This is a genomic window from Streptococcus suis (assembly GCF_016743335.1).
In the GTDB taxonomy this organism is placed as follows: Bacteria; Bacillota; Bacilli; order Lactobacillales; family Streptococcaceae; genus Streptococcus; species Streptococcus suis_Y.
On record NZ_WCJE01000007.1, the window covers coordinates 1 to 14,350 of the forward strand.

Annotated in this window: 12 protein-coding genes; 3 read left to right on the plus strand and 9 right to left on the minus strand. The window is 39.7% G+C overall.

Features of this window, described 5'->3' with window-relative positions; all coding sequences use genetic code 11:
- Positions 1–74: 74 nt before the first annotated feature.
- The 4 genes from F9856_RS03355 to F9856_RS03370 form a co-directional block, all read right to left on the minus strand.
- The gene (locus F9856_RS03355) at positions 75–278 is read right to left on the minus strand and encodes a hypothetical protein (RefSeq protein WP_202105727.1); all 204 of its coding nucleotides are present in this window, start codon (positions 276–278) and stop codon (positions 75–77) included.
- 1 nt (position 279) lies between these two features.
- On the minus strand, positions 280–1,875 hold the full coding sequence (locus F9856_RS03360; protein WP_236659531.1) for an ABC transporter ATP-binding protein: 1,596 nt from the start codon (positions 1,873–1,875) through the stop codon (positions 280–282).
- 159 nt (positions 1,876–2,034) lie between these two features.
- Positions 2,035–3,327 (minus strand): radical SAM protein, encoded by a 1,293-nt coding sequence (locus tag F9856_RS03365; RefSeq protein WP_202105728.1) that lies wholly within the window; start codon positions 3,325–3,327, stop codon positions 2,035–2,037.
- Positions 3,328–3,594: 267 nt separating this feature from the next.
- On the minus strand, positions 3,595–4,473 hold the full coding sequence (locus F9856_RS03370) for an Rgg/GadR/MutR family transcriptional regulator (protein WP_202105729.1): 879 nt from the start codon (positions 4,471–4,473) through the stop codon (positions 3,595–3,597).
- Positions 4,474–4,775: 302 nt separating this feature from the next.
- Here F9856_RS03370 and F9856_RS03375 point away from each other — a divergent pair, with 302 nt between their 5' ends.
- Complete coding sequence (locus F9856_RS03375; RefSeq protein WP_105106865.1) at positions 4,776–5,006, plus strand: DNA-dependent RNA polymerase subunit epsilon; 231 nt, start codon at positions 4,776–4,778, stop codon at positions 5,004–5,006.
- Positions 5,007–5,009: 3 nt separating this feature from the next.
- Positions 5,010–6,689: a ribonuclease J1 gene (gene rnjA / locus F9856_RS03380; RefSeq protein ID WP_024412004.1), complete on the plus strand. Its 1,680-nt coding sequence runs from the start codon at positions 5,010–5,012 to the stop codon at positions 6,687–6,689.
- Positions 6,690–7,149: 460 nt separating this feature from the next.
- Here rnjA and glnA read toward each other — a convergent pair whose 3' ends face one another.
- The 5 genes from glnA to gap all read right to left on the minus strand — a co-directional run bounded on the left by glnA (position 7,150) and on the right by gap (position 12,079).
- On the minus strand, positions 7,150–8,496 hold the full coding sequence (glnA, locus tag F9856_RS03385) for a type I glutamate--ammonia ligase (protein WP_202105730.1): 1,347 nt from the start codon (positions 8,494–8,496) through the stop codon (positions 7,150–7,152).
- Positions 8,497–8,524: 28 nt separating this feature from the next.
- Entirely contained in the window at positions 8,525–8,896 is a 372-nt protein-coding gene (locus tag F9856_RS03390; protein ID WP_002940041.1) for a MerR family transcriptional regulator, read from the minus strand.
- A 75-nt stretch (positions 8,897–8,971) separates the two neighbouring features.
- Entirely contained in the window at positions 8,972–9,487 is a 516-nt protein-coding gene (locus F9856_RS03395; RefSeq protein WP_202105731.1) for an FUSC family protein, read from the minus strand.
- Positions 9,488–9,723: 236 nt separating this feature from the next.
- Complete coding sequence (locus tag F9856_RS03400; protein ID WP_014637337.1) at positions 9,724–10,923, minus strand: phosphoglycerate kinase; 1,200 nt, start codon at positions 10,921–10,923, stop codon at positions 9,724–9,726.
- A gap of 145 nt (positions 10,924–11,068) precedes the next feature.
- Positions 11,069–12,079, minus strand: a complete 1,011-nt coding sequence (gap, locus tag F9856_RS03405) for a type I glyceraldehyde-3-phosphate dehydrogenase (RefSeq protein WP_024397990.1) — start codon at positions 12,077–12,079, stop codon at positions 11,069–11,071.
- A gap of 271 nt (positions 12,080–12,350) precedes the next feature.
- Here gap and F9856_RS03410 point away from each other — a divergent pair, with 271 nt between their 5' ends.
- Positions 12,351–13,514 carry a glycerophosphodiester phosphodiesterase family protein gene (locus F9856_RS03410; RefSeq protein WP_202105732.1) on the plus strand — a complete coding sequence of 388 codons (1,164 nt, stop codon included), beginning with the start codon at positions 12,351–12,353 and terminating at the stop codon, positions 13,512–13,514.
- Positions 13,515–14,350 lie beyond the last annotated feature (836 nt).

The following is a 14,350-nucleotide window of genomic DNA, read 5'->3' on the forward strand; positions in this document are numbered from 1 at the left end:
ATTCCCCAGTCTTTTCAGTTCTGTAGAATGACTAAGTACGAGTAAAGGGATAATAGCTCGAAAAACAGCTATCATCAGTTGATTTTTCGATAGTGTTTTTTGATATAACTGTAAAAAGTATGAATAGCAATACTGTTCAAGAATAACAAGCCAAATCCTAATGTCATCAAAGAATCCGAGGTGACCGCCCCCTTATCCCAAGCATTTTTAAGAAAATACAATGTAAAGAACTCTTGAACTGTTAATGCTATAACAATCATTATAGCTACTTTTTTCATACTAGCTTTCACTACCTTTCTTTAATTCTACTATCTGGTCATACTGAATATCCTCATCGATATGGTGGGCAATTTCGAGGATCATGATTGGCAGGGAGTGCAAGAGTTGACGGACTGCCTTGCCATTTTTCTCATCCAAGGCTGCAGTCACCTCATCTGCTAGGAGAATGTCCTTCTTCCGCAAGAGGAAACGAGCGATTTCCAGACGAACCCGTTGACCACCTGAGATATTTTCACCGTTGTTTTCTACCTTCACATTGAGAATATCTGTAAATTCATCCAAAAGCCCAACCTGCCCCAGAACATCCAACAGTTCTTGGTCTGTGAAATCATCACCCAAAGTCAGATTGTAACGAATAGTATCGCTAAATAAAAACGGACTTTGGCTAATCAAACCGATATTACCTTGAAAATCCTCTCGCTCCTGACCACCAGCCTCCGTCACATAAATACGACCTCCATCCGCTGTTTCTTGCCCTAGCAAAATCCGAAAGAGCGTTGTCTTACCAGAACCACTGGCACCTTTGATTAAAACCTTATCTCCCATCTTGAAGGATACATTCAGACCAGCAAACAGTTGCTTATCACCATAGGATTTGGCTAAATCCTTCATATGCAAGCCCTGAATGTCAGACAGATGACTTTCTTTACGCTCCACAAAATCGGGTTCTGTTTCCAAAATGCCAAAGATTTTATCTGCAATCGCCTGAGCCCCCTGAATGCCTTCCGCTTGATACATCAAGTTTTGAATTGGCCCAGCCAAACGATTAGCCGCAATAAACATAGTCAGCAAACTAGCGACCGTAATGGCTTCACCATTCATAATCAAGTAAAAACCAATAGCAACAGGCAATATCTGGCTGAAAAACTCCATAAAACCATTAAAGAAAAAGACAATATTGTGGGTAAAAGCATATCGCTGTATGGCTACTTGATACTCTTTAACTATTTGACCTACCCGATGAAAACTATTTTCAGCACTTTGATTCACAACCAGCGTTTCGCTACCATGGATACTATCGGATACTTCCTCATGAACTTTAGTTCGAAGTTCTGAAAACTCCATCCCAGTATTTTTCAATCTTTTATTTAGTAAAAACTGTGGAACCGGCCTCAAAATCGTACACACCACAAAAATAGAGCCCAACAAAATGTCCTGCATCATGATGTAAAGGGCAGTAACAAGGCTGACAAACCCCCAACATAGGAAACCTGCAATCGGTTCAAGATATCTATCACCCAACAATTCCATATCCTGAGTTAATAGAGTTATCTTATCATTATGGCTATATTTAGAATTTGAAATCAGCTTTCTAAACAAGGATGAGCGAATTCCGATATGAATTTCTCTTCTAAATATATTATTTGTATGATTAGCGAAAAGCATCAGACTATAAATCACAAAATAAACAGACAAACCATACACTAATAGTTGCCAAATTTTTTCAAAACTTAAATCCCCGCTCCCGAGTTGCAATATCTTACTCATTACTAAGGGCTGAGTCAGCATAACTCCGCCATTCATAAAAATACCAAATATCACCAACAATCTGTATTTTTTATCAATATAACGATAAATTCCAAGAATTCTCTTCATAAGCAACCTCCAATAGCAAAAAGAGAGGCTAGCACTCCTCTCAATTTTATCAAACCCTTATGGCATTTGACAAAGATTAACACAAAAATTTGTTGCAGTCTGTAAAAGACCTTCTTCTGTATATTTTTTATTTGTATTTACTACCATAATTTCCTCCTACTAGCCCACATCTAAAATATCATGATAGGATTTAGTCAACGCGAATAGTGCTAGATTCCTCTCAACAACCCTTTGTATACTGCGACACAATACCTCTGATGGATGTTTTGAAATTCGCTTGGCCATTGGGCAATGACCTGACTTACAAATTAAGACAAACGGGCATGATTTACAGTTTTCATCCACTTCAATTACCCATTGACTCAATTTATCATGATTAATAAAACACTTATTTATATTACCAAATACATTTTTAGGATGATATAATGCGACTGTGCAAGATTGCACAATCCCTCTTACATTAAACATATAGTGATTCATCCGATTGGCATAACAGGTAAAACGATTGTTTAAAAAGTGACTAATTAAAGTAGTTTTGTAGCCGAGCGAAATAGCGAGTTGAGATAATTCAAAACTTGCATCATACTCTAATAAAGTCACACAATCCTTATCCGAACGCTCACCTTGGCCCCAGTTACCAACATTATGATAAGCAAATCCAAATCGCTTATCATTTTTAAAATATACGCCATCTTCATATAGAAAAGATTTTACATTCTCTAGATTCTCTTTTGAAATATTAAATCGAATCGTACAAAAGAAATCTAGTTCACTATCTTTCATAGCTTGTAAATTTTTGTATATCCGTTCGTACGAGCCTCTTTCATTTTTCAAAACCCTCTGACAATCATGACTATTCTGATCCCCATCTAAAGTAATTTGATAGCCGATTACCTTGTACTCAGAAACTAATTTCTTCAACTTATTCAGCGATAATAAGTAACCATTTGTGGTAATAATAGCTAGATATTCCACATTTAGTCTATAACAAATTTCTTTGAATTTTTCAGAAAGATATTGAATCGTACGATATCCGAGCAACGGCTCACCACCAAACCATGAAACTTTGAAAATCTTATACTTTCCAGTGCTCAACTGCTCTTCCGCAAATCTCAGGATTGCATCCTCTGTCTCTCTTGACATAGAAATGTTTTCAAACTTCTCATAACAATATTTGCAACGAAAATTACAATCTCCGTGCGTTAAAATTGTGAACTCTAATAAAGTATCGTCTATCTCACGTATCTTCCTTAAAGACTGATTTACTTCGTTATCCTCTGGAAAATAATGAAACTCTTCAAGGTAGGTCTTATATTGCTCTTTAGTTTCCTCGTCAGTTTTCAATTTTTCTAATAATTGATTTGTAATTAGAAATGAATGATTATTCTTTGTATTAAAATAAACAATACCTTCGTCACATTCCTGACTGAGTACATAGGGTGACATCTCCATACACATACCTCCCTGTCTTTGATTTCATTTATTATTTCTTGTCTAAATTCTAACACAACTCAATTGGTACTATTGAAACTTGAAAATATGTAATTTATTTTTATAAAATTACATATTTTCAAGTTAATAATTGCCGTGGAAAAATGAGTTATAATGAAACAAAAAAACAAGGAGGCTTGATTAGCTATGAAGAAGGCATTTTTAAAATCAGTATTTTACCTTTTACTAACCATACCCATTATTATCTATCCAATTCTTCCGACTTCATTAACAATCTTCTTTTAAAATACATAATTTGTAATGACGTTCCAAGAGCGTCGATACTTTGCTACTCACTATCAATCCAACAGAGGCAATATATGCCTCTGTTTTTGTTTGAAATTCCAGGGAGCTACCAGATTTGATAAATGCAATACATAGCTTGAAGTAATTCACAAAAATCTGTTCAAAAGCATCTGTTGTCTCAACCATCCTCTCCAGTTCCGTCAAAAATTCTTCCGCTAAACCGTACTTCTTTCGTTCTATCATTTCTCCGACTGAATTGATTAGTATTTTTTTCAAATAATCTCTATGCTTCCTTAAATTTCGATAACTTTTGGATTTATTCTTCAACTCAGATAATAAACTAACAATCATATGATCATTCAACAACATTTGCGCATTCAAAAACAAATACAACTCAAAACTGGTCCACTCCTCAATAGCATAGAGATAATCTGCTAAAAACTTCCTATCTTCCTCATCAAAATCAGATTGACCGTCTAAGGCAGCCAGCGCCACCTTGATCACAATTCCGTTTAACCTAGAATATAGATTTCCCTCAGATTTCAAGAGGTCTGACTCCAACAAGGTCTCTAGCCCAGCCCTATCCTGTCGGTAATACAAATCTGAAATCAGATTAGCCAGCTCAATATGGGGCGCTTCCTTGTAGCCATGGTATTTGTAGGTGAACTCCTCCATGGTCATGTTGATGCCCTCGACTGCCACAATCAACTTATCCGCTGCCAACATAGACTTGCCCGATTCAAAGCGTGATAGCTGGGCTGCTGTAAAATCTCCACCGACAACATCCTTTTGTTTGACCAAGCGAGAACGACGGAGTTCTCTGTAAAAATCGCCCAATCTCATTTGTGGTACTGTACCCATGACTCATCCCCTTTCTAGATGCATTGACAATTCCGTTTTCATTCATTATAATATCCAAATATATATTTGTCAATCTCGCTCATTTATCCATTTATTCTCTGCTTGTTTCTGAAAATCATGACACTTTTCCATTTTCCTATCTAACCCTTTTACCATCAGCATATTTTATGGTATAATGAAGAGTACATTTAGACTGAATAAATTGACAACTCGAGAAAATTGAATAGGCATTACCAGACAGACCCAACTGTTTGGGGCTTTTTTCATAGTTGCCAGTCAAAAAGAAAGGAACTATACTACACATGATTTATAAAGTATTCTATCAAGAATCAAAAATTAGCCCACGTCGCGAGCAAACACGCGCTCTTTATCTAGACATCGATGCTACATCAGAATTGGAAGGCCGTATTATCGCGCGTGAATTGGTGGAAACCAACCACCCTGAATACAACATCGAATTTATCGACCTCTTATCAGACAATCATCTTGAATACGAGAAAGAGCACGCAGATTTCAAAATTACGGAGTTTTAATCCATGTCATCAGTCAATCTAAAACCTCATGAAGTTGGCGTTTTCGCCATCGGTGGTTTGGGAGAAATCGGGAAAAATACCTACGGTATCGAGTACAAGGATGAAATTCTCATCGTCGATGCCGGTATCAAGTTCCCTGAAGATGACCTATTGGGTATCGACTACGTTATCCCAGACTACTCCTACATCGTTGAAAACCTAGACCGCGTTAAAGGTCTGGTTATTACCCACGGGCACGAAGACCACATCGGAGGCATTCCCTTCTTACTCAAGCAAGCCAATGTCCCAATCTATGCTGGACCTTTAGCCCTCGCCCTTATTCGAGGCAAATTGGAAGAACACGGACTGCTCCGTGATGCGACCTTGCATGAAATCAATCATAATACAGAGTTGACCTTCAAGCACCTCAAAGTCAGCTTCTTCCGTACCACCCACTCCATTCCAGAACCACTTGGTATCGTCGTTGACACCCCGCAAGGAAAAATCGTCTGTACCGGTGACTTCAAGTTCGACTTCACGCCAGTTGGCGAGCCAGCTGACTTACATCGCATGGCCGCACTCGGTGAAGAAGGTGTTCTCTGCCTCCTTTCCGACTCGACAAATGCTGAAGTCCCAACCTTTACCAACTCGGAAAAAGTGGTCGGTCAGTCCATCATGAAGCTGATTGAAGGTATCCATGGACGTATCATCTTTGCTTCCTTTGCCTCCAACATCTTCCGTCTGCAACAGGCGGCTGACGCAGCAGTCAAGACTGGTCGCAAAATTGCTGTCTTTGGACGTTCTATGGAGAAAGCCATCGTCAATGGTATCGAGCTCGGCTATATCAAGGTACCTAAGGACACCTTTATCGAACCAAACGAAATCAAAGAATACCCTGCCAGCGAGATCATGATTCTCTGTACAGGGAGCCAAGGGGAGCCTATGGCAGCACTCTCTCGCATCGCCCATGGTACCCACCGTCAGGTGCAACTCCAGCCAGGCGACACGGTTATCTTCTCGTCCAGTCCTATTCCGGGAAATACCACAGGTGTCAACAAGCTCATCAATATCTTGATTGAAGCCGGTGTCGATGTGATTCACGGCAAGATCAACAACATCCATACCTCTGGACACGGTGGCCAGCAAGAACAAAAACTCATGCTCCGCTTGATCAAACCAAAATACTTCATGCCTGTCCATGGTGAATACCGCATGCAAAAAATCCATGCCAGCCTAGCTGTTGATACAGGCGTTCCCAAAGATAATATCTTCATCATGGAAAACGGAGATGTCCTTGCTCTGACAAAAGATTCTGCACGATTGGCCGGCAAGTTCAACGCCCAAGACATCTATGTAGATGGAAACCGTATCGGTGAAATCGGTGCAGCTGTCCTCAAAGACCGCCGTGACCTATCAGAAGACGGTGTTGTACTTGCTGTTGCAACCGTTGACTTCAAATCCAAGATGATTCTGGCAGGTCCAGATATTCTCAGCCGTGGTTTTATCTACATGCGTGAATCTGGTGAGCTTATTCGCGAAAGTCAACGCGTCCTTTTCAACGCTATCCGAATTGCTATGCGCAATAAAGATGCCAATATCCAAACGGTCAACGGAGCCATTGTTAATGCCCTACGACCATTCCTATACGAAAAAACAGAACGTGAGCCAATCATTATCCCAATGATTCTGACGCCTGACCGATAACACACTAAAATCCCAGAGGTTATACCTGTGGGATTTTTGCTTAATCTAGCTTACCTTTGTTAAATAATACAGTTGCTACAATGGACAAAACAAATTAGGATAGCTACATCTGGTTGGCTTGACTGATAGGGTTAAATCTCTCTCCACTAGATCATGACTCGATTTCCAATTTCCTGACTCATGAAAAAATGGTCGCTTGAGCCATTACTCGCTTTCTAGTTTCTCGGCTCGTGAACAAAGGACCCGTCGGGGTCCTAATTCGCTCCATTGTTTTCAAGCTCATGAAAAAATGGTCTTAGCGCCATTACTCGCTTTCCAATTTCTCGGCTCATGAACAAAGGACCCGTCAGGGTCCTAATTCGCTCCATTGTTTTCAAACTCATGAAAAAATGGTCCACCGGACCATTACTCGTTTTCCAATTTCCGGACTCGTGAAAAAATGGTCCACTGGACCATTTTTTTAATACATATCCAAATAGTTGTCGATTTCCCATTGGGAAACGTAAGTTGCGTAGCTTGCCCATTCAATTTTCTTGGCTTCTACAAAGTTAGTATAGATATGGTCACCCAAGGCTGCTCGAACGACTTCATCTTTACGAAGCGCCTTCAATGCATTGTGAAGTGTTGAAGGAAGGTCTGTAATTCCTGCCTCTCGACGCTCCTCATCAGACATTGCATAGATATTAGATTCTACTGGTGCTGGTGCTTCAATTTTATTTTGAATACCTTCCAAGCCAACTTCCAATAGAACTGCCATAGCTAAGTATGGGTTGGCAGTTGGATCAACCGAACGCAATTCCAAACGAGTTCCCATTCCACGTGATGCAGGTACGCGAACCAATGGTGAGCGGTTTTTACCAGCCCAAGCAATATACACAGGAGCTTCAAAGCCTGGAACCAAACGCTTGTAAGAGTTCACTGTCGGATTTGTAATAGCAGTATAGTTATAAGCATGCTTAATCAAACCACCAAGGAAATGGTAAGCAGTTTGAGACAGCTGCATACCGCGAGGATCCTCTGGATCAAAGAAGGCATTGTTTCCATCCTTGTCAAAGAGTGACATGTTACAGTGCATACCTGAGCCAGCAATACCAAACTTAGGCTTGGCCATAAATGTCGCATACATACCATGCTTACGAGCAATTGTTTTAACAACTAACTTGAAGATTTGAATATTGTCACAAGCTTTTAAGACATCCGCATATTTGAAGTCAATTTCATGCTGACCTACTGCCACTTCGTGATGGCTCGCTTCAACTTCAAAGCCCATCTCTGTCAAGACATTGACGATTTCGCGACGTGTATTATCAGCCAAGTCCGTTGGTGCGAGGTCAAAGTAACCACCTTTATCATTTACTTCAAGCGTTGGATTTCCTTGTTCGTCCATCTTAAAGAGGAAGAATTCTGGTTCTGGACCAAGGTTGAATGAAGAGAAACCTGCCTCTTCCATGTGACGAAGCGATTTCTTCAAATTTCCACGTGGGTCACCAGCAAAAGGCTTAGCATCTGTGGTATAAATATCACAAATCAAGCCAGCTACACGGCCATTTTCATCACCCCAAGGGAAGATAGTCCATGTATCCAAGTCTGGGTAAAGATACATATCTGATTCATTGATACGAACAAATCCTTCAATAGATGAACCATCAAACATGACCTTATTTGACAAAACCTTTTCGACCTGCTCATCAGTTGCTGGAATTTCTACGTTTTTCATCACTCCCATGATGTCTGTAAACATAAGACGTAGGAAGGTAACGTTTTTCTCTTTGATATCGCGCTTGATATCTGCCACTGTGAATGTCATTATTTTTCTCCTCTATTTTAAAAGCTAATTACGACGAACGGAAAATGGAACTAGGACTTGAAAATCGTCCCTGACGACTGAATTCATCATGTAAGATACGACGGACATCTTCATCAGTCAAGGTTTTCTGCTGTTTTTGGACCTTAGCTTTCGCTTCCCGATTTGCATATTCCTTCTTAATCGCAGCAATATTCAAACCTTCATCCAAAAAATCCTTGATTTCTAAAAGTAAGTCCATATCGTTTAGAGAATACAAGCGACGATTCCCTTCATTGCGATCAGGCTTAATCAAGCCTTGATCTTCATAGTAACGAATTTGACGAGCAGTTAAATCTGTCAACTTCATGACACTGCCAATTGGAAAAATGGCTAAGGAACGACGGAACTCTTTTTCTCTCATAATGAACTCCTTTCTGCTCACTATTATAGGGGAAATTCTCGTATCGGTCAATAGGATATGTTAGATTTTATAACATCAATCCTTTTGAAATCGTTTTTTCAAAAGATTCAAATCATAATTGACCAGAATTGCAATAAAAACGCCAATAAATGTTTCAAATACCCGAATAAAGACATACTGAATAGTGTCACCTGCCGGAATCGACAAAGAAATAATAAGCAAGGCAGAGACTGCACCAATAATCCCAGCCTTGTTATTCATAGCCACATTGGTCATAATAGTCAACATGACAAAGATGGGGACAAATACTGCAGTTACCCAGAAATGATTAGAAAATAATCTATCTAGCAAAAAGAAAATCAAGGCATAGAAACCGCCGATTGTATTTCCTAATACACGAGAAGTCCCGAAATGCACACTTTGGTCAAAGTCTTCACGCAGGCTAAAAACCGTTGTCAAGGCAGCAATCTGAATACCCTGCCAGCCCATATAACCAAAAAGCACTATAACTAAAAAAACAGCTAGACCGGATTTAAAGGTCCGCATTCCCAATCTAAACTTTTTCGGATCAAATGCATATTTTTTAAACATATCTCTATTCTAACATGATTTTTTGTAAAATGAGCCCATTATCCCAAGAAATACAGAAAAGAGTTGGGCTGCCAACTCTTTTCGTCGTAATTTTTACTTTTCAGTAAGAGCTGCAAGACCTGGAAGAACTTTTCACCTTGTTAGACTTTCTAACTCGCTTAGCTTCGTAGAAACTCTACGCGATGCACAAAATGCAACGGAAATCCGTTGCATTTTAGCCTTCAAGTTTATTGCACTTACTTTTCAGTCAAAGCTGCGAGACCAGGCAATACTTTACCTTCAAGGAGTTCCATTGATGCACCACCACCAGTTGAGATCCATGAGAACTTGTCTGCACGGCCAAGGTTGATAGCTGCTGCTGCTGAGTCACCACCACCGATGATTGATTTCACGCCTGGTTGTTTCACGATAGCGTCCATTACACCGATTGTACCAGCTTGGAAGTCTGGGTTTTCAAATACACCCATAGGACCATTCCAAACAACTGTTTTCGCACCAGTCAAAGCTTCGTCAAACTTAGCGATTGACTTAGGACCGATGTCAAGACCAAGGAAGCCTTCTGAAACAGCTTCACCTTCAGTGTCACGAACTTCAGTGTAACCTGCAAATGCGTTAGCTTCTTTTGAGTCAACTGGCAAGATCAATTTACCATTAGCTTTTTCAAGAAGTGCTTTTGCCACATCAAGCTTATCTTCTTCTACAAGTGAGTTACCGATTTCGATACCTTGAGCTTTGTAGAATGTGTAAGTCATACCACCACCGATAAGAACTTTGTCAGCTTTTTCAAGAAGGTTCTCGATAACACCGATCTTATCAGATACTTTTGAACCACCAAGGATTGCCACAAATGGACGCTCTGGAGTTTCAACAGCTTCTTGGATGTAAGCAATTTCGTTTTCCAAAAGGAAACCAGCTACTGCTTTTTCTACGTTTGCTGAGATACCAACGTTTGATGCGTGTGCACGGTGTGCAGTACCAAATGCATCGTTAACGAAGATACCGTCACCAAGTGAAGCCCAGTATTTACCAAGTTCTTCGTCGTTTTTAGATTCTTTCTTACCATCAACATCTTCGAAACGAGTGTTTTCAACAAGGAGAACTTGTCCATCTTCCAAAGCATTGATAGCAGCTTCCAATTCAGCACCACGAGTAGCACCTGCGATGAAAGCAACATCTTGACCCAATTTAGCTGCCAAGTCAGCTGCTACAGGAGCCAATGATTTACCTTCTTTGTCAGCTTCTTCTTTCACACGACCAAGGTGAGAGAAAAGAATTGCACGTCCACCTTGCTCAAGAATATACTTGATTGTTGGAAGAGCTGCTGTAATACGGTTATCGTTAGTGATAACGCCATCTTTCAAAGGCACGTTGAAGTCCACACGGACAAGAACTTTTTTGCCTTTCAATTCTACATCTTTAACAGTCAATTTTGCCATTAGATAAGAACTCCTTAATTTAAATTTACCCTACCATTGTACCATATTTTCTGTATTTTTTCTTGTATAAAGATATTTTTTTCACAAATCTACAAAAAGAACGAATGAAAAAAGAGGCCGAAGCCTCTTTGATTTTCACTAAGGATTATTTAGCGATTTTTGCGAAGTACTCAAGAGTACGAACAAGTTGTGAAGTGTAAGACATTTCGTTGTCATACCATGAAACAACTTTCACCAATTGTTTGCCGTCAACGTCAAGAACTTTAGTTTGAGTTGCGTCGAACAATGAACCGAATGAGATACCTACGATATCTGAAGAAACGATTTGGTCTTCAGTGTAACCATAAGATTCGTTTGAAGCAGCTTTCATTGCAGCGTTAACTTCTTCAGCAGTAACGTTTTTGTCAAGTACTGCTACCAATTCAGTTACAGAACCTGTTGGAACTGGAACACGTTGTGCAGCACCGTCCAATTTACCGTTCAATTCTGGGATTACCAAGCCGATAGCTTTAGCAGCACCAGTTGAGTTAGGAACGATGTTTGCAGCAGCAGCACGAGCACGACGAAGGTCACCACCACGGTGTGGTCCATCAAGAACCATTTGGTCACCAGTGTAACCGTGGATTGTAGTCATCAAACCTTCAACGATACCGAAGTTGTCATGAAGAGCTTTAGCCATTGGAGCCAAACAGTTTGTAGTACATGAAGCACCTGAGATAACTGTTTCAGTACCATCAAGGATGTCGTGGTTAGTGTTAAATACAACAGTCTTAACATCGTTACCACCAGGAGCAGTGATAACAACTTTTTTAGCACCGTTAGCGTGGATGTGTTGCTCAGCTTTTTCTTTAGAAGCAAAGAAACCTGTTGCTTCCAAAACGATATCTACACCGTCAGTAGCCCAGTCAATGTTTCCTGGCTCACGCTCAGCAGAAACTTTAACGAATTTACCGTTAACTTCAAAACCACCATCTTTAACTTCAACAGTACCGTCGAAACGACCTTGAGTTGTGTCATATTTCAACAAGTGTGCAAGCATTGCTGGATCTGTAAGGTCATTGATACGAGTAACTTCAACACCTTCTACGTTTTGGATACGACGGAAAGCAAGACGACCGATACGTCCGAAACCGTTAATACCAACTTTAACTACCATGAATGATTTCCTCCTTATGAAAATCGAGTTCTTTATTTTAAAAGGCAAGCCTTTTAATCCTTTTGTGAAAATTGTAACTTGTAAATCTACAAGTTAGTTTTCAACGTTCTTATTATATAACTTATTTAATAAAAAAGCAAGAATTTCATATTGTTTCATTAGCAATATATGGAGCTACCTTCGTTTTTTGAAATCCCACTAATTCAATTGGCTAAAACCTATAAAATTTGATACAATTGTTAAGAATGTTTTTTAGAAAGTAATTGTTCTTATGCCAACAAATCACTCAAAAAGTCATCAAAGACGTCCCAAAAATAGAATACGTCGTCCTAGGTGGCAAAAATGTATCCTTAGCATTCTTATCCCCTTACTAAGTCTGGGAACTTGGTACGGATCAAGTTTAGCCAATAGCTTTACACAATCCCTACTCTCAGATCTATTTCCCAATCATGTACAGACAATTTATATTCTATTTTTTGCTCTTCTATATAGCAACCTAGTCCTTGCCATTACCCTTCCTTTATGGGTCTGGTGGAAAATAGTATTTAATGAAAGATTCACTTGGTGGAACCCCTCCTCACTTCTTGTCATTTTTCTTCCAGCCTTACCTGTTTTTTTATTCGCCCAGTATGAAGCAAGATTTCATCTGCCTCAGTCTCCTCTTGTCATTTCTCATCGTGCTCTAAATGATCATCAAGCCATCGAAAATACGGTTGAGGCTGTCCAAATAGCTAGCCAAAGTAAGCCAGATTATATTGAAATCGATCTTTGGGAGACCGCCGACTTTGAGTTTATTGCATTTCATGATCCAAGTTTGATCAACTGGGCGGGTATTGATTATCGTCCCCATGATCTCACATTAGCAAGTCTAACAGAAACGACAATAACAGATGCAGCTGGGCATACTGCTAAAATCGCAAGTTTTGATCAGATTCTAGCTGAAGCATCCGCTCAAAATCAGAAACTCTTAATTGACTTTAAAACTTCAGAACAGGATAGTCCTCAGATAGTGGATAATTTCATGAAAAAATATCAGCAACTCTTTGAGAAAGATGGACACCAACTCCAGGCTGGCAGCTATGATTTCATGAAAACTGCCCTCTCCTACTCCCCAAAATTCGAAACATACTTGTTAATGAATACTCCTCCGGAAAATGAATTGCCTAATCTAACGGGCTATAGTGTTCCATTGGACCAACTAACCGACGAATTACTTAACTATATTCGTGAATCAGGAAAATCACTTTATGTATGGACAGTCAATACTGATGAAGGTGTTCAACAAGCAGACTCAATCGGAGTAGATGGTATCATCACTGACTATCCAAGTCGTACCCAAACAATTCTATCCAGCTTATCACAAGCTAGCAAATACAATCAATTGTATCAAGAACAATTACAATTCTTTAGAATTTTCCCAGTTCACAATCAATGATTCCATTTATGATAGAATGTCATTTGTCCTATTTCCTGTCACAACCGTTCATTCTCATCCCAATAGAATTCGTCTGAAATTGATTTTCATTGAATCGAAAGCCTTCTCTACCGCCAGTTTAGCTGGTGGTTTTTTGTTCTATTTTAAAAGAAAAGCCTTTGGTTTCAGGAAGATGAGAACTTTAAAAAACGGATTTTGATTGCCTTGAACAGTGAAAAGTACTGGGGATAGCCCTTTTCAGCTTATCTCCTGAAAATAGGAAAGAGATAAAGAAAGGGAGTGGGAAAGAACTCGACCATTCATAGAAGAGTTCCCCTCACTTCCAAATATGTAGGTTCGGGCTTCTATGGTCACTTTCTTATTTTTAGGTGACCAGCTGAAACAGTTCCCCGAACTGTCTCACTCCACTGGACTATTTTGACACAAACTTCGTTTGTTTTATTTCCGCGCTCAAACAGTCACTACTCTGACTGTTTGACCTCCCATCCCCGTACAGCTCCAACTGTCTGGGAGACAGTTGGAGGTTGGAAATAAGGCGAACTCTGTTCGCAACAATAGTAAAGGTCAGATTTGGAGTGTGAAACACGAATTGCTGAGATTTGCTTTGCAAATCTTATCTCCAACCTTTAACAGTCTCCCAGACTGTTAAAGCCAATCAACCACTGCGCTGAGATGTTGACACGAACTCTGAGTAGTGGAGCTGGGCTTTTTGCCCAGCCTCTAGGTGTTAACATTTCATCTACCCACTGCAGTTTTATTTACGTTAAAATAAGGTAAAATAAGACTTCGTCATCATCTTGGATATATATCGTCATTTAGTTTTTCTTTTATTACTT

Bases quoted from the DNA above. Each gene is read 5' to 3' on its own strand.
- F9856_RS03355 (WP_202105727.1), bottom strand. From the start codon at position 278: ATGAAAAAAGTAGCTATAATGATTGTTATAGCATTAACAGTTCAAGAG.
- F9856_RS03360 (WP_236659531.1), bottom strand. From the start codon at position 1,875: ATGAAGAGAATTCTTGGAATTTATCGTTATATTGATAAAAAATACAGA.
- F9856_RS03365 (WP_202105728.1), bottom strand. From the start codon at position 3,327: ATGGAGATGTCACCCTATGTACTCAGTCAGGAATGTGACGAAGGTATT.
- F9856_RS03370 (WP_202105729.1), bottom strand. From the start codon at position 4,473: ATGGGTACAGTACCACAAATGAGATTGGGCGATTTTTACAGAGAACTC.
- F9856_RS03375 (WP_105106865.1), top strand. From the start codon at position 4,776: ATGATTTATAAAGTATTCTATCAAGAATCAAAAATTAGCCCACGTCGC.
- rnjA (WP_024412004.1), top strand. From the start codon at position 5,010: ATGTCATCAGTCAATCTAAAACCTCATGAAGTTGGCGTTTTCGCCATC.
- glnA (WP_202105730.1), bottom strand. From the start codon at position 8,496: ATGACATTCACAGTGGCAGATATCAAGCGCGATATCAAAGAGAAAAAC.
- F9856_RS03390 (WP_002940041.1), bottom strand. From the start codon at position 8,896: ATGAGAGAAAAAGAGTTCCGTCGTTCCTTAGCCATTTTTCCAATTGGC.
- F9856_RS03395 (WP_202105731.1), bottom strand. From the start codon at position 9,487: ATGTTTAAAAAATATGCATTTGATCCGAAAAAGTTTAGATTGGGAATG.
- F9856_RS03400 (WP_014637337.1), bottom strand. From the start codon at position 10,923: ATGGCAAAATTGACTGTTAAAGATGTAGAATTGAAAGGCAAAAAAGTT.
- gap (WP_024397990.1), bottom strand. From the start codon at position 12,079: ATGGTAGTTAAAGTTGGTATTAACGGTTTCGGACGTATCGGTCGTCTT.
- F9856_RS03410 (WP_202105732.1), top strand. From the start codon at position 12,351: ATGCCAACAAATCACTCAAAAAGTCATCAAAGACGTCCCAAAAATAGA.